The following is a 19,877-nucleotide window of genomic DNA, read 5'->3' on the forward strand; positions in this document are numbered from 1 at the left end:
CGGGGAGACAGGGATGGAACGTCGGTTTTTCGGATTTTGTTTGGCTCTGCTCTTGATGCTGGCCGCCCCGGCGGCCTTCGCCGCCGAGGTCATCGACAATTTTGCCTCCGCCATCCAGCTGGAAAGGAGCGGCGCGATGACGGTGGCGGAGACGATCACCGTCAATGCCGAGGGCAACCGGATCAATCACGGCATCTTCCGTGACTTCCCGCTCTATTTCACCGATGCCGAAGGCCGTCGCCGCAGCGTCGATTTCGACATGGTGTCGGTCACCCGCGACGGCGAGGACGAGCCATGGCACACGGAATCGATTTCCGGCGGCATCCGCATCTATGCCGGTTCCGCCGATGTGTCGGTGACGCCGGGCCGTCACCGCTACGTCTTCACCTACAAGACCAACCGGCAGATCCGCTATTTCGACGATCATGACGAACTCTACTGGAACGTCACCGGCAATGGCTGGATCTTCCCGATCCGCTCGGCGACGGCAACGGTGACGCTGCCACCGGGTGTCACCGCCACCGAGACGACGTTTTTCACCGGCCCGCAGGGTGCGACGGGAAAGAACGCCCGCGTCAGCGAGACAGGGGCCGGCCTTGTCTTCGCCACCACTGCGCCGCTCGATGCCAACGAAGGGCTGACTTTCGCAGTCCGCATGCCGAAGGGGTCGATCGATCCGCCGAGCGCGGATATGGAAAGCACATGGTGGCTCAAGGACAACCGCAATTATTTCATCGGCTTCGGCGGCTTGATCCTGGTTTTCGCTTATTATCTCAGATCATGGCTGAAGGTCGGCCGCGATCCCGCCCGCGGCGTCGTCGTGCCGCGCTGGGACGCGCCTGACGGCATCTCGCCGGCGCTGGTCAACTACATCGACAATAAGGGATTTTCCGGCGGGGGTTGGACGGCGCTTGCTTCAACCGCGCTCAATCTTGCGGTGCGCGGTTACGTCAAGCTCGAAGACCTGAAGAATTCGATCGTCATCCGCGGCACCGGCAAACCGCTCGGCAAGGAGAAATTCCAGGCCGGCGAGGCCGAATTGCTGAGGGTCGCCGGCGGCGCCGGCGCGACGCTGACGATCGACAAGGCCAATGGCGAGCGGGTGAAGTCCGTCGGCCAGAGCTTCCGGTCGGCGATCGAGAAAGAGCATCGCGGCAAATATTACAATTCCAACATCGGCTACACCACCGGCGGCATCGCGCTCAGCGCCGCCGCCTTGGTGGCGCTGTTCGTTTTCGGCTCGCTGCAGCCGGACACGATCGCGCTGATGCTGGTCCCGACGGCGATCTCGGTTTTCGTTGCTGTCTTCTTCGCGGGTTTCATGAGGTCGATGCATCGCGGCAACTCGCTGTTCGGCAAGATCGTCGCCATCATCGCCACGGCGGTCGGCGTTTTCGTCGGCATCAGCATTCTGGCCGTCGTCGTCCTGGCGCTTGCCTCGTCGCTGGTGCAGCTGCACGAAACGCCGATGCTCTTTGCCGTCGGCGGCATCGTGCTGCTCAACATCCTCTATTTCTTCATCATGGGCGCGCCGACGCCGCTTGGCGCCCGGATGATGGACGGTATAGACGGCCTGCGCCAATATCTGACGCTGGCCGAAAAAGACCGGATGAACACGGCAGGCGCGCCTGAAATGTCGCCGCAGCATTTCGAGACGCTGCTGCCCTACGCCGTGGCGCTCGGTGTCGAGAAACCCTGGTCGCGCACCTTCGAGACTTGGCTTGCGGCAGCCGCGGCCGGTGCGGCCGCCGCCTATGCGCCCGCCTGGTATTCCGGCAATTTCAACAGCGGCAGTTTCTCCGACCGCGTCGGCGGCTTTTCCTCGTCGATGGCCTCGACCATCGCCTCGACCATACCCTCACCGCCGCCGTCGAGCTCGTCCTCCGGTTTTTCCGGCGGCGGTTCGTCCGGCGGCGGCGGTGGAGGCGGGGGAGGCGGGGGCTGGTAAGCTTTCCCGCTTGACCTTTCGCCCCTTGGCCCTTAACCGCCAGAGGCAAAAGGAAAGGGTGGCGCATGAAGGTTCTGTTGATCGGATCGGGCGGACGCGAGCATGCGCTCGCCTGGAAGCTGTCGCAATCGCCGTTGATGACGGAATTCTACGCCGCGCCCGGCAATCCCGGCATTGGCGAACACGCCGTGCTCGTGCCCGTCAACATCGAGGATCATGAAGCGGTCGCCGCCTTCTGTAAGGACAAGGCGATCGATTTCGTCGTCGTCGGCCCCGAGGCGCCGCTGGTGGCCGGCCTTGCCGACCGGCTGCGCGCCGATGGCCTTGTGGTTTTCGGACCCTCGGCAGCCGCCGCCCAACTCGAGGGCTCCAAGGGCTTCACCAAGGATATCTGCGCCCGCTACGGCATTCCGACAGGGGCCTATCAGCGCTTCAACAATGCGCCGAAGGCCAAAGCCTATATTCGCGATCAGGGCGCGCCGATCGTCGTCAAGGCCGACGGCCTTGCCGCCGGCAAGGGCGTGACGGTGGCGATGACGCTGGATGAAGCTTTGGCCGCCGTCGATGGCTGTTTCGAAGGCGCCTTTGGCGCGGCCGGCGCCGAAGTCGTCGTCGAAGCCTATCTCGACGGCGAGGAGGCGAGCTTCTTCTGCCTCTGCGATGGGAAGAATGCGCTGCCGCTCGCAACCGCCCAGGATCACAAGCGGGTGGGCGAGGGCGATACCGGCGTCAATACCGGCGGCATGGGCGCCTATTCGCCGGCGCCCGTGATGACCGCCGAAATGGTCGAACGCACCATGAAGGAGATCATCGAGCCGACGATGCGCGGCATGGCCGAGAGCGGCCATCCCTTCTCCGGCGTGTTTTTCGCCGGGCTGATGATCACCAGCAAGGGGCCGGAGCTGATCGAATACAATGTCCGCTTCGGCGATCCCGAATGTCAGGTGATGATGATGCGGCTGAAGAGCGATCTGCTGCCGCTGCTGCTCGCCACCGCCAACGGCACGCTTGATCAGGTCAGCGCCGAATGGAGCGACGATCCGGCCCTGACGGTGGTCATGGCCTCGAAGGGCTATCCCGCCGCCTACGAGAAAAACACGCCGATCCTCTCCCTGCCTGAGGCAGGCGAGGGGGAGAAGGTGTTTCATGCCGGCACGGGCCTGAAGGACGGCGCGCTGGTTGCGACCGGTGGCCGCGTGCTGAACGTCACCGCGTCAGGCGGCACGGTCGCCGAGGCCAAGGACCGCGCCTACGCGCTGCTCGACAGGGTCAGATGGGAAAACGGCTTCTCCAGGCGCGACATCGGCTGGCGGGCGATCGAGCGTGAAACAGGCTCGGACATAGTATAAACCGCCGCGTTCTTTAAATTTTTACCCTTTCCCCTGACGGGATGGAAACAAAGCTGCGCTATACCGCTCTCATAGTGAGACGGAGGTGCATTGATGCGTCAGATTTTCCTCGGTGCGGCAGTCCTGCTGATGGCAGGTTCGGCGATGGCCTCCTCCATCGAGGTGATCGGCAAGACCGCGGCGCCGGCTGACGGCAGCATCGTCACCGAAAGCTGTGCCGCTTGCCCGCCGCTCCAGGCAGAACTCATCAAGAAGGACTACACGGTACCGGAGCTGAAGCCCGGTGTCCTCCAGGCGAGTGAAGTCCGCGATGTCGGCGGTGAAAAGAAGATCTATCGCACCGAAGGCTGGATGGGCGGCTCGCCCGTCGTCTTCGTCAGCAAGGCGACCCCGGAAGCGATGATCGCCGCCGCGCCTTCAGCCCCATCCGCGGATGGCATCGATATGAGCGCGACGACCGCAGCCGTTATCGGCGGCGATGCCAAGCCCGTTGTGGCCGGCATGGCGGAACAATCGGCAGCCCTGAACGTTTCCGAATTCAAGCTGCGGTTCTGAAGCAATTTCAGCAAGCGCAAGTTAAAGTTCCCTGCCCCTGCCCGATCAAGGTTTCGATCGCTTGGGGTTCCACCTCGGGTGGACCGAATGCACCCCCGAAGAGAAGCGGGGGTGCATTCTCTTTTGTGGGTGATACCGAGGGCGGTTTGCCTCCGGATGGCGGAAAATAAATCTTAAGAACGTTAAACAGTTGAGACCCAGCTATCGGTGAAAATCCGACGGGTTTGCTTCGGGCGCGACCCCTGAAATTTTAGGGAAATTCATGGCATTTATAATAAAATTAAAGCTTTCTTATTGGGTGAGCCTCAATTGTTCATCGCCGGTCGCAGCATGTTGTTTGAGCAGCGGTAGATGCGTCGCCGTTTTGGCGCGCTCGCACAGGCGGTAGGAAACCGCACCGGACTGCACACACCGTTCCCGTTGCGAGGCGTCATGAAAAATCTGAAAATATCCAAGCAGCTCATCCTGCTGGTCGTCGGCCTGATGATCGCCTTCGCGGTCGCCACATCCCTGCAGATCCGCTCGTCGGTCGATGCGATCTACAAGGAGCGTTATGACATGCTCCGCGCCGAAGTTCAGTCGGCGGTCTCCGTTCTCAAGCTTTACCAGGCCAAGGTCACCGCGGGCGAAATGACGCTCGAAGAGGCGCAGAAGCAGGCCTACGCCACCGTCAACGCGATGAAATACGATCCCGATGGCTATTTCTTCGGCTATAGCTACGACATCCAGATGATGTTCCACTTTGATGCCTCGAAAATCGGGCAGGTCAACAAGGGGCAGCCGGACAGCAAAGGTAAGCTCTATCGCGAAGAGCTGGTCAGGCTCGGGCAGCAGGGCGGCGGTCTCGTCGAATATTATTCCACAGCCAAGCCGGGCCAGCCGGCCGGCGATTTTCGTAAGACGGCCTATGCGCAGGCCTTCGACCCCTGGAAGGTCGTGGTCGTCACCGGCGTCTACATGGAGGATCTCGATGCCCAGATTAACAGCACGATCCTGACCGCCCTGTCCGGCAGCATCATACTGTTCTTCCTGGCTATTGCGGCCGCTTATCTCGTCATCCGCGGCATTTCCGGCCCTCTCAACAACGTCCATGCCGCCCTGAAGGCTGTGGCCGAAGAGGACGTTTCCATCGCCATTCCGCATACCGGCATGAACAACGAAGTCGGGATGATGGCCAAGGCGACGCAGTCGCTGCAGGAAAAGATCCGCGAACGCCATGCGATGTCGGATCGCGAGGCGGCCCAGCAGCTGGCGCTGGAAAACGAGCGCGAAAACAATCAGCGCCAGCAGCAGGACGAGACGGCGCTCCAGGCCCGTGTGGTGGCGACGATCGGCCAGGCGCTGGAGATGATCGCCCGCGGGGATCTGACTGTCCGCTGCGCCGATCTCGGCCAGAAATATGCTGCCCTGCGCGACAACTTCAACGATGCGCTGTCGCATCTCGAAGCCGCCATGGCCAAGGTCAGCGCCAAGGGCACCGACATCGGCACCAGCAAGGAAGAAATCCGCCGCGCCTCCAACGAGCTGTCGCAGCGCACCGAGCGCCAGGCGGCAAGCCTCGAGGAAACCTCGGCAGCCCTCGACGAACTCACCGTCGCCGTCCGCCAGACGGCCGATGGCGCCCATGAGGCGAGCAAACGCGTCCACTCGGTCAGCAACGAGGCCACCCACAGCGATGCGATCGTCGGTCAGGCGATCGAGGCGATGAGCGGCATCGAGAAGTCGTCGTCGGAAATCACCAAGATCATCGGCGTCATCGACGAAATCGCCTTCCAGACCAACCTCCTGGCGCTGAATGCCGGCGTCGAGGCGGCCCGCGCCGGTGATTCCGGCAAGGGGTTTGCCGTCGTCGCCCAGGAAGTGCGCGAACTCGCCCAGCGCTCCGCCGCCGCGGCCAAGGAGATCAAGGACCAGATCGCCCGCTCCTCCAGCCAGGTCGAGCACGGCGTCCGCCTGGTCGGCGAGGCAGGCGAGGCGCTGAAGCGCATCTCCGACCAGATCAAGGCTGCCAACGAGATCGTCGCCAAGATCGCCCACAGTGCCTCCGAACAGGACACGACGCTGCGCTCGATCTCGTCGTCGATGAACCAGCTCGACGCCGCCACCCAGCAGAACGCCGCCATGGCCGAGGAAACCACGGCATCGGCCGAAACGTTGGCCAGCGACACCGACGAGTTGATCAATCTGATCCGCGGCTTCCGCGTCGGCAGTGCCGGCTTGGCTCCGGCCATGCAGGGACGCCGCGCCGCTTAAACGGCCCCGCGAGTTCCATCACCAGAGCCTGTGCGGCCGCCGGTTTCCGGCGGCCGTGCTGTTTTGGAAGGCGGCCGCAGCCGAACAAAGCAAGCGAGGCGCCCGCGGCATGGATACTCGGGTCAAGCCCGAATATGACGGAGAGTGGGGGACGCGATCGGCAGGAGGCGAGACGTTTGGAGGAATTCCAGCAAAATGCGCGGGCGGGAAGACTCTAAACAAATGGCGGCAATTCCAACAAAACCGCTACGCTTGCGGTTCTTGCAGCATGCATTCCCCCACCCTCTGTCGTCCTCGGGCTTGACCCGAGGACCCACGGCCGTAAGCACTCCGTCACCCTCATGCACCCGGCCAAAACCGGCTCTCACCCCGAGATCTTCGAGAAATCCGCCACCGTTCCCGTCGCTTCGCGGATCAGCCGCAGCAGAGCCAGGCGGTTGGCGCGAATGGCGGCGTCCTCGTCGTTGACGAGCACGTCTTCGAAGAAGCGGTCGACCGGGCCGCGCAGCTTGGAAAGGGCGGCCATTGCCGAGCGGAAATCTTCGCTGGCGACGGCATCGGCCGCTTCTTTCGATGCGCCTGAAATCGCCGCGAACAGCTCCTTCTCGGCGTCGAGTTTCAGCAGCGCCGGTGAAACGGCATCGGCGATCACGGTGCCCTTTTTCTCCTCGGCGGCGAGCAGCTGCGTGGCGCGCTTGGTGCCGGCAAGCAGGTTCTTGCCGTCTTCCGAGGTGATGAAGGCCGTCAGCGCTTCGACGCGGCGCGCGACCATCAACAGGTCGTCGGCATCTGAAGTCAGCACCGCGTCGATCAGATCGTGGCGGGCGCCCTGGTCGCGCAGATAGACCTTGAGGCGGTCGTGGAAGAAGGAGAGGATGTCGAAGAAAGTCTCGGCCGGATCGCCTGCGAATGCAAACACGGTGTCGCCGCCTGTCTTGGCGAGCAGCAACGTCCGGCTCATGATCGTCAGCAGCGGCAGCCTGACATTGCGCTCCAGCAGGATCCTGACGACGCCGAGGGCGGCACGCCGCAGCGCAAAGGGGTCCTTCGAACCCGTCGGCTTTTCGCCGATCGCCCAGAAGCCGATGAGCGTGTCCAGCTTGTCGGCGAGCGCGACGGTGATCGCGACCTTGTCGGCGGGAACGCGGTCCGACGGACCTTGCGGCTTGTAGTGGTCCTCGATCGCGGCGGCGACCGAGGCGTTCTCGCCCTGCAGCCCCGCATATTTGCGGCCCATCAGGCCCTGCAGCTCGGGGAATTCGCCGACCGCTTCGGTGCGCAGATCGGCCTTGGCAAGTACCGCGGCGCGATCGGTGAGGGCGGCATCTGCGCCGGTGATCCTTGCCAGTTCCTCCGCCAGCGCGCGGATGCGGGCGACGCGTGCGCCCTGCGTGCCGAGCTTGGCATGGAAGGTCACGTCAAGCGCGTCGAGCTTGGCCATGCGCTGGTCGAGTGGCTTCTTCAGGTCGAGACCGAATTTTGCCGCCGACGCCGTCAGCGTCTCCGGATCCGGCAGGTCGCCCTGGTCGCGCTTCCAGAAATGCAGCGCATCCGAAAGCCGGGCTCGCACCACCTTGCCGTTGCCGTGGACGATTTCCTTGCCGCCGTCATGCGCCTGGATATTGGAAACCAGGATGAACTTGTTCGACAGCGTTTCCTCGCCCTGCTTGCGGGTGACGAAGCACTTCTGGTTGGTCTTGATGGTCAGTCGGATGATCTCGGAGGGGATCGACAGATAATCTTCCTCGAAAGAACCCATCAGCACCTGCGGCCATTCCACGAGGCCGGAGACTTCCTCCAGCAGGCCCTCGTCCTCCACCAGTTCGAGCCCGTTGGCGAAGGCGATGTCGCGGGCGTCGTGCAGGATGATGTCCTTGCGCCGCTCGGCGTCGAGGATGACCTTGGCCTTCTCGAGGTTTGCCGCATAATCGTCGAAACGGCGGACGGTGATCGCCTCGGGCGCGTGGAAACGATGGCCATAGGTGATGTTGGAGGCGGTGATGCCGTCGATCTCGAAGGGGATGACAACGGTCTCTTCATGCTCCGGGCCGAAGGTGCAGACGATTGATTGCAGCGGCCGCACCCAGCGCATCGCCCCGGGCTTGGAGGAGGCCTTGCCCCAGCGCATCGACTTCGGCCAGGGAAAATCGCGGATGATGCCAGGCATCACTTCTGCGACGATCTCTTCGGCAGCGCGGCCGGGTTTGGAAATCACCGCGACGTAGAAATCGCCCTTCTTCGGATCGCTGACCACCTGTGCCTCGGAGACCGACGAAAGGCCGGCGCCGCGCAAAAAGCCTTCGATCGCCATCTCATTGGCGTCGGTGCGCGGGCCTTTGCGCTCCTCGCGCACGTCGGCCGAGCGCGCCGTCAACCCGTGAATGTCGAGCGCCAGACGCCGCGGCGTCCAGTATTCGCGGGCGCCCTCATAGGAAAGACCCGCTTCGACAAGCGCATCGGTGACGAGCTTCTTCAGGTCGCCGGCAGCCTTGCGCTGCATGCGGGCCGGAATCTCTTCGGAGCGAAGTTCGAGAAGAAGGTTTGGCATGTCACTCTTTTCCTTGCGCCCGCGGGCAGGGCGATCCAAAAACGTTGCTTCTGCTATCAAAGAATGCCGCATCTGCACAACCGCAAAAACGGCGGAGCGCGAAGGGTGGATGGTGGGTAGGCGTTGTGCCGCGTGGCCCCCTCATCCGCCCTGCCGAGCACCTTCTCCCCGATGGGTAGAAGGGGAGGTGCGGCAGCGACCCATTCTTGCCGCTGCCGTTGTGATAGAGGAAACCAGTGCGGCATGTCCCTTCTCCCCTCGGGGAGAAATGCCGGCAGGCAGATGAGGGGGCCACACGGCAACACGTCTGCCGATCCCCAATCACTCAACTTCCGTTGTGGAAACCACAGTCGGGCATTGCCTTGCCGCTTTTCGCCGCTATGGTCCCGCAACTTTCGTCGAAACAGGAAATCCCCAGGAAACCCTATGGCCGCTGACCTCCGTTTTCTCGCAGCCCGCATCTCGGCCGAAATCAACGCCCGTCCCGACCAGGCCAAAGCCGCAATCGAGCTGCTCGACGAGGGCGCCACTGTGCCCTTCATCGCGCGCTACCGCAAGGAAGTGACGGGCGGGCTTGACGATACGCAGCTGCGCAATCTCGCCGAACGGCTGGTTTATCTGCGCGAGCTCGAGGCGAGGCGCGCCGCGATCGTCGAATCGATCACCGGCCAGGGCAAGATGACCGACGAGCTGATGGGGAAGGTGGGCGGCGCCGAAACCAAGGCCGAGCTCGAAGACCTCTACCTGCCCTACAAACCGAAGCGCCGCACCCGCGCCGAAATCGCCCGCGAACGCGGCCTCGGGCCGCTTGCCGAGGCGATCCTTGCCGAGCGCGGCCGGGAGCCGGCGGCGCTCGCCGAAGGCTTCGTCACGGCTGACGTGCCTGATGTGAAGACGGCGCTCGAAGGGGCGCGCGACATCATCGCCGAAGGCATTGCCGAAAATGCCGATCTGCTCGGCCGATTGCGCGCCCATATGCGCCAGGCGTCACTGCTGAAGGCCAAGGTCGTCGACGGCAAGCAGGCGACGGGCGAGAAGTTCTCCGATTATTTCGACCATTCCGAACGCTGGGCGACCGCCCCCGGCCACCGCGCGCTCGCCATGCTGCGCGGCTGGAACGAAGAGGTGCTGACGCTGACGATCGAAGCCGACGCCGAGACCGCCTCGCCGAACAAGCCGGTCGAACGGATGATCGCTGTGGCCTATGAGATCGGCGCGAGCCGGCCCGGCGACCGCTGGCTGATGGAGGTCGCCAGCTGGACCTGGCGCGTCAAGCTTTCCATGTCGCTGTCGCTCGACCTGATGCGGGAGCTGCGCGAGAGGGCCGAAGAGGAGGCGATCCATGTCTTCGCCCGCAATCTCAAGGATCTGCTGCTGGCCGCCCCCGCCGGCTCGCGCGCCACCATGGGCCTCGATCCCGGCATCCGCACCGGCGTCAAGGTCGCCGTCGTCGACGGCACCGGCAAGGTCGTGGCCACCTCGACCGTCTATCCCTTCCAGCCGAGGAACGACGTGCGCGGCGCCCAGATCGAGCTCGCATCGCTGATCCGCAAGCACAATGTCGAACTGATCTCGATCGGCAACGGCACCGGCAGCCGCGAAACCGAAAAGCTGGTGGCCGACATGCTGGCCGAACTGCCGGCGCCGAAGCCAACCAAGGTGATCGTCTCGGAAGCCGGCGCCTCGGTCTATTCCGCCTCGGCGACCGCAGCGGCCGAGTTTCCCGATCTCGACGTCTCGCTGCGCGGCGCCGTCTCCATCGCCCGGCGCCTGCAGGATCCGCTCGCCGAACTGGTCAAGATCGAACCGAAGTCGATCGGCGTCGGCCAGTATCAGCACGATGTCGACCAGCAGAAGCTGTCGCGATCGCTCGATGCCGTGGTCGAAGACGCAGTGAACGCCGTCGGCGTCGATCTCAATACCGCCTCGGCGCCGCTGCTCTCCCGCGTCTCCGGCCTTGGCCCCTCGATCGCCGACGCCATCGTCCGCCACCGCGACAGCGAGGGCCGTTTCGAGACGCGCCGCGATCTGTTGAAGGTTGCCCGCCTCGGCGGCCGCACCTTCGAGCAATGCGCCGGCTTCCTGCGCATCCCGAACGGCAAGGAGCCGCTCGACGCCTCCTCCGTCCACCCGGAGGCCTATGGCGTCGCCAAGAAGATCGTCGCCGCCTGCGGCCGTGATCTGCGCGCATTGATGGGCGACAGCGCCATGCTGAAATCGGTCGATCCGCGCCAGTTTATCGACGAGAAATTCGGTCTGCCGACCGTCAGGGACATCATCTCGGAACTGGAAAAGCCCGGTCGCGACCCGCGCCCAAGCTTCAAGACCGCCACCTTCGCCGAGGGCGTCAACGAAATTTCCGACCTCAAGCCCGGCATGATGCTGGAGGGCACGGTGACCAACGTCGCCGCCTTCGGCGCCTTCGTCGATATCGGCGTGCACCAGGATGGTCTGGTGCATGTCTCCCAGCTTGCCGACCGCTTCGTCAAGGATCCGCACGAGGTGGTCAAGGCGGGCGATGTCGTCAAGGTGCGGGTCGTCGAGGTCGACGCCAAGCGCAAGCGCATCGCTCTTTCGATGAAGCGCGACGACGGTTCGACAGCGCCGCCGCCGCGTGGTGATTCTCGCGGAAACCAGGGCTCGCGACCGCAGAACGAGCGCCGGCCTGCCGCTCCCAAGCCGGAGAGCCAGGGTGCTTTTGGCGCAGCGCTGGCTGAGGCGATGAAGCGAAAATAAGGGTTTAGCCGGTATTTCGGCAAAAATGCAACAGTTTGGCAACGTTCTGAACGGAGTGCTAAATCCGGCGCTTGTAAGGCGAAGGAGAGTTATTAAGTTGATGTGACCATCCTGTCACATTTGCGAGGCGTCCATGGCGTCGGCTTTCCTTTCGATCGTCCAGCAAATCATCCGCAAGGGTTCGTTGAAACTTACCCTTGCCAATGGCGACACCTACATGATCGGCGACGACACCGGCGACATGGTCGCCGCCCGCCTTGCCGATCAGGAGGCCGAGGACGCCATCCGGCGCGACCCGACGATGAAGCTCGGCGAGATGTACATGCAGGGCCGGTTCATTCTCGAACAGGGCAACATCTACGATTTCCTGTCGCTGGTGAAACAGAACACCACCAATGAAATCTTCGATTTCAAGATGGCGGCACTGCTCGTCGGCCGTATTGCTTGGCAGCAGTTGAAGAGCCGCGTGCCGGTTAATCGCAACAAGCACAATGTCGCCCATCATTACGACCTGTCGGCCAAGCTGTTCGATCTCTTCCTCGATGAGGACTGGCAATATTCCTGCGCCTATTTCGAACCGCCGGGCATCGGGCTCGACGAGGCGCAGCTCGCCAAGAAACGCCATATCGCCGCCAAGCTGCTGCTTGAGCCGAACCAGCGCATCCTCGAGATCGGCTCCGGCTGGGGCGGCATGGGCATGTATCTGACGGAGGCGACCGAAGGCGCCGAATTCACCGGCATTACGCTGAGCGAAGAGCAGCTCAAGGTTTCCCGCAGCCGTGCTGAAAAGCGCGGCCTTGCCGAGCGCGTGCGTTTCGAGCTGCAGGATTACCGCACCCTGACGGGCAGGAAATTCGACCGCATCGTTTCGGTCGGCATGTTCGAGCATGTCGGGATCGGCAATTACCCCAATTTCTTCCGCAAGGTGTCGGATCTGCTCGACGACAACGGCGTCATGGTGCTGCATTCGATCGGCCGCCCGAAGCCGAGTTTCGGTACCAATGCCTTCATCGAGAAGTATATTTTCCCCGGCGGTTACATCCCTTCCGTCGGCGAAGTCTTGCCGCCGCTCGAAAAGGCCGGGCTCCTGGTCAGGGATGTCGAAATCCTCCCGTTGCATTATGCCTATACGCTGCGTCACTGGCGCGAGCGCTTCGTGGCGCGCAAGGCCGAAGCGGTGGCGCTTTACGACGAGCAGTTCTTCCGCATGTGGGAATTCTACCTGGCCGGCTCGGAAATGGGCTTCCGCTGGGACGAACTCTTCATCCTGCAGATCCAGATCGCCAAGAACCAGTTCACCGTTCCCGACAACCGCAATTACATCGCCCGTAACGAGGCCAGGCTGAAGGAATTCGAGGCGAGGCGCGCACCGCTGGAAAAGGTGACGTTCTGAGCGGCAGCAACCGGACGTGATAAAAGGACATGCCGATGAGCAGTGCGTTTCCCGAGATCTACCTGGTTCGGCACGGCGAAACCGAATGGAGCCTGTCCGGGCGCCATACCGGCCGCAGCGATATTCCGCTGACGGGGAACGGCGAGGCCGCCGCCAGCAAGCTCGCCGATCGGCTTTCAGGTCTTTCTTGCTCGGCCGTCTGGTCGAGCCCGTCGGCGCGGGCCCGCAAGACCTGCGCGCTCGCCGGCTTCGGATCGGGTGCAGTGATCCGCGACGATCTCGCCGAATGGGACTATGGCGCCTATGAGGGCGTGACCACCAAGGCGATCCTGGCTGAGCGCCCGGGATGGCAGCTCTTTCGCGACGGCTGCCCGCACGGCGAAACCGCCGCCGATGTCGGCGCCCGCGCAGACGCCATCATCCACGCGCTTCGCGAGGCGGCGGCCCCCATCCTGGTTTTCTCCAGCTCGCATTTCCTGCGCGTGCTCGCCGCCCGCTGGCTCGGCCTGCCGCCCGAAGGCGGCGCGCATTTCGTGCTCGATACCGCTTCTATCAGCGTGCTTGGTTATGAACACGATCTGACGGAGCCGGTCATTCGCCGGTGGAACCAGAGATAGGGCATCTGGGGGTGGGTTTGCGGAATTCGATAGCAGATGCCATCAGCCGTGTGGCACCACTTTCATTCGCTCCCTTTGTTCCCCGTGGTTAACATTGGGGTAACGACCTCGCGATAAATGTAACTGTCGCCGCTCTCCGCGGCTTTGTTTTTGCGTTTTCTGGAGTGCGGACGTGTCTCATCGATCAGTCGTATCGATCTCTTTGGCTATTGCCTTTTTATCTTTCGGTTCAGCGGCGGCGCAGGAAAGCGGCCAGCATTTCTGGTCGGGCGACTGGTATCTGAACGTCGGCGTCGCCGGCTTCTCGGCGCCGAAATTCGAAGGCTCGTCGCACAATGAATTCAAGTTCAGCCCGCTGATTTCGGTCGGTCGCCAAGGCGCCGGCCCGCGCTTTTCCTCGCGCAACGACAACCCCTCCTTCGCCCTGATCGACAAGGGCGCCTTCCGCGCCGGCATCGTCGGCAAGTTCGTGCCGTCGCGTGACGACGGCGACGGCCATGAGCTGAAGGGCTTGAGAAAGGTCAAATGGGGGGCTGAGGCCGGCGGCTTCGTCGAAGTCTACCCCACGAATTTCCTGCGCGCCCGCGCCGAAGTCCGCCAGGGCATCCGCTCCCATGACGGCGTTGTCGCCGATCTCGCGATCGATGCCTTCACCGATATCGCGCCCGACTTGCAGCTGTCGGGCGGCCCGCGCGCGACATTTGCGACAAGGGGCTATTACGATGCCTATTACGGCGTCAGCGCCAAGCACGCCGCCGAAAGCGGCCTTGATCCTTACAAGCCGACGGCGGGCATGCAGTCTTATGGCGCCGGCGCGGCCCTGACGTGGAAGGCGACCGAAAATCTCTCGGCAAGCTCTTTCCTCGAATATAAGCGGCTGGCCGGTCCCGCCGCCGACAGCAGCCTGGTGCGTGACCGCGGCTCGAAGAACCAGGTGCTGATCGGCGTCTCGGCGACCTACAAGTTCAATTTCTCCCTGCAGTGATCCAATGCATGTCGCCCGGAAGTGTGCAGCGGTTCCGGGATAACGACATGCATCAACTCCAACGCATGTCGCCCGGAAGTGCGTAGCGGTTCCGGGATAACGACATCCATGAGACAGAGAGATCGCTTCTTGACCGGATCGCCGGCCGGTCGCTAGATGGCGGCATGCAAGATACCGGCGACTTCAACGATCGCGTTTCCGACGCACCTTCCGATAACTGGGTCTATCGGATCCTGCCGCCATGGCTGTGGCCCTACGCACAGCTGGCGCGATGGGATCGGCCGATCGGCTGGCAGTTGCTGATGTGGCCGTGTTTCTGGTCGGCAACCCTTGCCGCCAATGCGGCGATCGGCGAGGGGCTCTATTCCGGCAGCCTGCTGGTGTCCCACCTTTTGCTCTATTTCATCGGCGCCGTCGCCATGCGTGGCGCCGGCTGCACCTATAACGATCTCGTCGACCACGAGATCGACATGGAAGTGGCGCGCACGCGCTCGCGTCCGCTTCCCTCCGGCCGCGTCACGCGCGCCCACGCGAAGATCTTCATCGGCCTGCAGGCCCTCGTCGGGCTTTTCGTGCTCTTGCAGTTCAACTGGTTCACGGTCTTCCTCGGCGTGCTCTCGCTCGGCATCGTCGCGCTTTATCCCTACGCCAAACGCTTCACCGACTGGCCGCAATTCTACCTGGGACTTGCCTTCTCCTGGGGCGCGCTGATGGGCTGGGCCGGCATTTTGGGCGGGCTCTCCTTCGCCGCCGTCCTGCTTTATGCCGCCTCGGTCGCCTGGACGATCGGTTACGACACGATTTACGCCCATCAGGACAAGGAGGACGACGAGCTGATCGGCGTCCGTTCCACCGCGCGCCTGTTCGGCGACAGGACGCGGGTATGGCTGATCGGCCTCTATGGGCTGACGCTGGTGCTGATGTTTGCCGCTTTCGCGCTTGCCGGCGCCAATCTGATCGCTTTCCTGGCCCTGTTCGGCGCCGCCGGCATGTTCGCCTGGCAGATCGTTCGGCTCGATATCAATGATGCCGCCCAATGCCTGGCGCTTTTCAAGTCGAACAATCGCGTCGGCCTGATCATCTTCTTCGGCCTCTTCGTCTCGCTGCTTTTCGCCATTCCCTGAATGGAGCGACGAGCGAAACGACAAACCCGGCGCGGGCGCCGGGTTTCAAATGTGTGCGAAAACGAAGTGTCGCGAAATCGCTCAGTTACGGGCGATGATTTCCTTGCCTTCGATCTTCATGGCGACGCCGAGCCGGCCGGTGGTGCGGCGCACGAGGAAGCGCGGGCGGCGGTTGGCGAAGTAGGAATGGCGGCGGCGCGGCTTGAGATCGCTGGTGCGCAAGCCGCCGATATGGTCTTCGAGCGGCCGGGCGACGCCGTCGGCCTCGACCATCAGCATCGGAATGCGGAAGGCTTCCGACCAGCCGCGCCAGTCGGCTGCGATATCGCTGAGATCATGGGCGACGAGCAGCGGAATGCAGAGTTCCGGATCGGCATGATGCAGTTCGAGGGTGACGGTAACCTCGCCGTCGCCATGGTCGATGGCGCGGGCGGCGACACCTTGGAAGACGCGCTTCGGCAGCGCAATCGAGAGCGGCAGGCCGCTGGAGGGGAGGACCTTGCGCAGGACCGCGCCGCGTTCGTCTATGGTGATATTCACGTCATCCGAACAATCATGGATGGCGTAGCTGACCTGCTGCGGAAAGCGGGACGGATCGAGGCGTAACGTCGTGCCAGCCCAGGCGGGCTTCATTACGGGATTGTTCATGTCATTCTACCCTTGTCTTACCTGAGAGCCGATTTCCGGTCTTCTCCTTGGGACTTTTCGTCCTCTATGGCCGACAATAGGGGCCTGCCGTTCCGTACAGCTTAAAAATTGCGGTTAAGAAAACTTTGCGTCCTCTGATGGTTATCAAAACCGAATCCCGCAGGGTTTCCGGAAGGTGAACGCCAAGCTGTGCTGAAGTGATGCATCCTGAGGTAAGGCTCAGGTAAGTTTTTCGTGGCAAAATATGCTTACCAGCAGTTCGTTCTTTTAGAGATTTTGCCGAAAAGGGCGCATTTGATGATTACGGCCTCCCTCGCTTACACGATCCTGTCGAAGGATATGACGTCGAGCCTGAACAAGGTGGCGTCGCAGGCGACGGTCAAGAAGGACGCCGAATACTACGCCGACCATATCAACAAGGTCACCTCGGTCGACGACTTCCTCGGCGATTACAAGCTCTACAGCTATGCGATGAAGGCCTATGGTCTCGAGGACATGACCTATGCCAAGGCCTTCATGAAGAAGGTGCTGGAAAGCGATCTCACCGACCCCAACAGCTACGCCAACAAGCTCTCCGATACGCGCTATCGCGAATTCGCGTCCGCCTTCAATTTCAATGCGCCCGAGAAGGACGTGCAGACGGACGCGCAGGAGGACGATCTGATCGGCCTCTACAAGCAGTCCTTCATCGATGCCGACAAGGCGACGACTGCCGAGAGCACTTATTACGGCAACAATATCGACAGCGTGACGACCGTCGACGATCTGGTCAACAATACGAGGCTTCGCACCTACGTGCTGAAGACCTTCAACATCGATCCCACCTATGCGTCGAAGGATTTTCTGCGCCAGGTGCTGACGAGCGATCTGAGCGACCCCACGAGCGTCGTCAACACGCAAGGCGGCGACAAGTACAAGGCGCTTGCCGCCCAGTTCAGCTTCAACGCCGACGGCACAGTCACCGGCACGGCTCAGACAGCGGCCCAGAAGGCTTCGGTCATCGAGACCTACACGCTGAACTCCCAGTCGGTCATCATCGACAATTCGGTCGGTTCCGACGTCGTCTACGTCAACAAGACGGCGGCCGACTATAACCAGGCCTATTATACCGCCAAGATCGGCACGATCACCAATGTCGACGATCTGGTCGCCGACAAACGTCTGACTTCCTACATCAAGACGGCCTACAGCATGGGCGCCGATTTCACCGCGGCAGCACTGCGCACGGTCCTGACCGATCCCGGTTATGCCCAGCTGATGGGCTTTACCAATGTCTACAACGCCTTCAACTTCAAGTCCGACGGTTCGACCTCGAGCACGGCGCGCGTCCGGACGCTCGATCAGGCAAACAAGCTGTCGTCGGCCGCATCGCAGACCGCCAACTACTATAAGGTGACCTCGCAATCGAGCAGCATCACCAATGTCGACGCCCTGCTCGCCGACGGAAACATGGCGCGCTATATCAAGGATGCCTATGGTCTCGGCACCGGTTTCAGCAATGCCGATCTGAAGAACATCCTGACCGACTCCGCCTATGCCGCCGCGCAAGGCCATGCCGATCTCAATGCCGATTTCAACTTCCAGGCGGATGGATCGATCAACGGGTCGGTGATCCAGACGGACACGCAGCGCAAGTCGACCACCGACAAATCGGCAGCGAACGCGGCCCACTTCAACGCCATGATCGACAGTGTCACCAGTGTCGACGACATCATGTCCGATCCCGTTGCGGTCAGCTATCTCAGAACCAGCATGCAGGTCGCCGACAGCGTCTCCGATGCGACGTTGAGGACCTTCCTCGTCGATCCCGCCGCCGCCAGCGCCCAGGGCTATAGCGACGTCCACGATCTCTTCAATTTCAAGACCGACGGTTCTGTCGCCACCCTCTACGCCTCGCAGACCGCCGCGCAAAGTGCCAGCACATCAAGCAAGGCCGACAATGCTGCCGTCTATTACCAGGCGACCATCGCCGGCATCGCCAATGTCGATCAGCTGCTATCGGACCAGAAGCTCAACAATTTCGTGCGCAACGCCTTCGGCATCCCGTCCACCGTGACCGACGTCGCCCTTCGCGGCATCCTGACCGATCAGAGCGGTACCGGCACCTATGCCGACGTCGCCGCCGCCTTCAATTTCAAGGCCGACGGCTCTCTCAAGGACGGCCTGGCGGCGCAGACGGACACCCAGATCCGCAACACGAAATTTGCCGCCGGAGCGCGCACCGACGATTATTCCGCCCGGATGGCGACGATTGCCAATGTCGACGATCTCATCGCCGATCCCGCCATCACCAATTTCCTGAAGAGCACCTATAATCTGCCGTTGAACATTTCGAACGCCGACCTGAAGAGCTACCTGACCGATGCGACGGCTGCCTCGGCCGCCGGTTATGCCGATCTCAACGCCGATTTCAACTTCGCCGCCGATGGATCGCTGCCGGTCGTCAGCTCCGTCCAGACGGCGGATCAGGCCCAGACCACCAATGACAACTATATGGCGCGCTATGACGACGAGCGCGAAGAGGCGATCGACGAGGTTGCCTCCAACTACTCGAGCATGATGGCCGACAGCACCAGCCTGCTCGACACGGCCGAGATCAAATCCGTCAATGATTTCATGCGCACCAATGCCACGGCCGATTTCAAGAAGAGCAACGACAATCTGCCGGACCCCTATCATGTGGCGTTGCAGGCCTTCGGCCTGACCGAGCAGGACGTGCCGCGCTCGATGATGCGCAAGATCCTGACGAGCGATGCCTATGATCCGAACGGCTATATCGCCTCGCTGAAGGACGAACGCATCACCAATATGGCCCGCGCCTTCAATTTCGGCCCGGACGGCAAGGCGGCGTCACCCTTCCAGGCGCTGCCCGACGCGACTCTGGCCAAATACGCCACCGACTACAAGGCGCATATGACCATGCTGCTGAAGGCCGGCCCGGTGAAGGACAAGGCATCGAAGGACGCGACCACCGAAGTCGATTATTTCGCCAAGGGCATGGCCAAGGTAAAATCCCTCGACGATTTCCTCGACGACAGCCGCCTGACGGATCTGGTGCTGAAAGCCAACAATCTCGACCCGAAGGATTACGACAAGGCGACGCTGAAGAAGATCTTCACCTCCGATCCCGACGACAAGAAGAGCTACCTGAACGCCAAGGCCGATGCGCGCTTCCAGGATATTGTTGCCGCCTTCAACTTCGACAAGGACGGCAATCTCACCCGCGCCAAGATGGGCACCATCCAGAACAAGGCCGCCGAGGAGCACACCCAGGAGCTCTACGTCCAGCAGACGATGGAAGCCCAGCAGGGCGAAAGCAATGATGGTGTGCGCCTGGCGCTCTATTTCAGCCGCAAGGCCCCGAGCATCACCTCGATCTATTCGATCCTCGGCGACAAGGCGCTCTATCAGGTCGTCACCACAGCCTACAGCCTGCCCTCGCAGATGTCGGGCATGGATGTCACCAAACAGGCCGACCTCCTCAACCGCTTCGTCAAGCTCGAGGATCTCCAGGATCCGAAGAAGGTCGACAAACTGCTGCGCCGCTTCACCGCCATGTACGACGTCCAGAACAGCACCCAGCAATCGCCGGCGCTACAAATCCTGACCGGCGGCGGCACCCAGTCGTCTTAATTGCTCTTCACGCTTTAAGATTGCCCCTCACCCTAACCCTCTCCCGTAAAAACGGGGCGAGGGGACGTGCCCTGCGCTACGTTGGCGA

General features: G+C 62.3%; 12 protein-coding genes. 10 read left to right on the forward strand and 2 right to left on the reverse strand.

Annotation, left to right across the window (positions count from 1 at the left end; genetic code table 11):
* Positions 1–13: 13 nt before the first annotated feature.
* The 4 genes from CO657_RS02755 (at position 14) to CO657_RS02770 (ending at position 6,105) form a co-directional block, all read left to right on the forward strand.
* The gene (locus CO657_RS02755) at positions 14–1,948 is read left to right on the forward strand and encodes a DUF2207 domain-containing protein (protein ID WP_054181441.1); all 1,935 of its coding nucleotides are present in this window, start codon (positions 14–16) and stop codon (positions 1,946–1,948) included.
* A 65-nt stretch (positions 1,949–2,013) separates the two neighbouring features.
* On the forward strand, positions 2,014–3,297 hold the full coding sequence (gene purD, locus CO657_RS02760) for a phosphoribosylamine--glycine ligase (protein ID WP_054181442.1): 1,284 nt from the start codon (positions 2,014–2,016) through the stop codon (positions 3,295–3,297).
* Between the two features lie 93 nt (positions 3,298–3,390).
* Positions 3,391–3,852, forward strand: a complete 462-nt coding sequence (locus CO657_RS02765; RefSeq protein WP_054181443.1) for a plant virulence effector HPE1-like domain-containing protein — start codon at positions 3,391–3,393, stop codon at positions 3,850–3,852.
* Positions 3,853–4,284: 432 nt separating this feature from the next.
* Positions 4,285–6,105 (forward strand): methyl-accepting chemotaxis protein, encoded by a 1,821-nt coding sequence (locus CO657_RS02770; RefSeq protein ID WP_054181444.1) that lies wholly within the window; start codon positions 4,285–4,287, stop codon positions 6,103–6,105.
* 364 nt (positions 6,106–6,469) lie between these two features.
* Here the strand turns inward: CO657_RS02770 and glyS are convergent, their stop codons facing one another.
* Complete coding sequence (gene glyS, locus CO657_RS02775) at positions 6,470–8,653, reverse strand: glycine--tRNA ligase subunit beta (RefSeq protein WP_054181445.1); 2,184 nt, start codon at positions 8,651–8,653, stop codon at positions 6,470–6,472.
* 426 nt (positions 8,654–9,079) lie between these two features.
* Here glyS and CO657_RS02780 point away from each other — a divergent pair, with 426 nt between their 5' ends.
* The 5 genes from CO657_RS02780 to ubiA all read left to right on the forward strand — a co-directional run bounded on the left by CO657_RS02780 (position 9,080) and on the right by ubiA (position 15,508).
* Positions 9,080–11,389 (forward strand): Tex family protein, encoded by a 2,310-nt coding sequence (locus CO657_RS02780; RefSeq protein WP_054181446.1) that lies wholly within the window; start codon positions 9,080–9,082, stop codon positions 11,387–11,389.
* Between the two features lie 133 nt (positions 11,390–11,522).
* A complete protein-coding gene (locus CO657_RS02785) occupies positions 11,523–12,782 on the forward strand; it encodes a cyclopropane fatty acid synthase (protein ID WP_003588195.1) in 1,260 nt (419 codons plus the stop codon).
* Positions 12,783–12,817: 35 nt separating this feature from the next.
* Positions 12,818–13,399, forward strand: a complete 582-nt coding sequence (locus CO657_RS02790; RefSeq protein WP_054181910.1) for a histidine phosphatase family protein — start codon at positions 12,818–12,820, stop codon at positions 13,397–13,399.
* 172 nt (positions 13,400–13,571) lie between these two features.
* A complete protein-coding gene (locus tag CO657_RS02795; protein ID WP_054181447.1) occupies positions 13,572–14,384 on the forward strand; it encodes a MipA/OmpV family protein in 813 nt (270 codons plus the stop codon).
* A 164-nt stretch (positions 14,385–14,548) separates the two neighbouring features.
* Positions 14,549–15,508, forward strand: coding sequence for a 4-hydroxybenzoate octaprenyltransferase (gene ubiA / locus CO657_RS02800; protein ID WP_003588189.1), 960 nt, complete (start codon positions 14,549–14,551; stop codon positions 15,506–15,508).
* A gap of 81 nt (positions 15,509–15,589) precedes the next feature.
* Here the strand turns inward: ubiA and CO657_RS02805 are convergent, their stop codons facing one another.
* Entirely contained in the window at positions 15,590–16,156 is a 567-nt protein-coding gene (locus CO657_RS02805; protein WP_012556768.1) for a DUF6101 family protein, read from the reverse strand.
* A gap of 297 nt (positions 16,157–16,453) precedes the next feature.
* Here CO657_RS02805 and CO657_RS02810 point away from each other — a divergent pair, with 297 nt between their 5' ends.
* The gene (locus CO657_RS02810; protein WP_054181448.1) at positions 16,454–19,789 is read left to right on the forward strand and encodes a DUF1217 domain-containing protein; all 3,336 of its coding nucleotides are present in this window, start codon (positions 16,454–16,456) and stop codon (positions 19,787–19,789) included.
* Positions 19,790–19,877 lie beyond the last annotated feature (88 nt).

The organism is Rhizobium acidisoli (assembly GCF_002531755.2).
In the GTDB taxonomy this organism is placed as follows: domain Bacteria; phylum Pseudomonadota; class Alphaproteobacteria; order Rhizobiales; family Rhizobiaceae; genus Rhizobium; species Rhizobium acidisoli.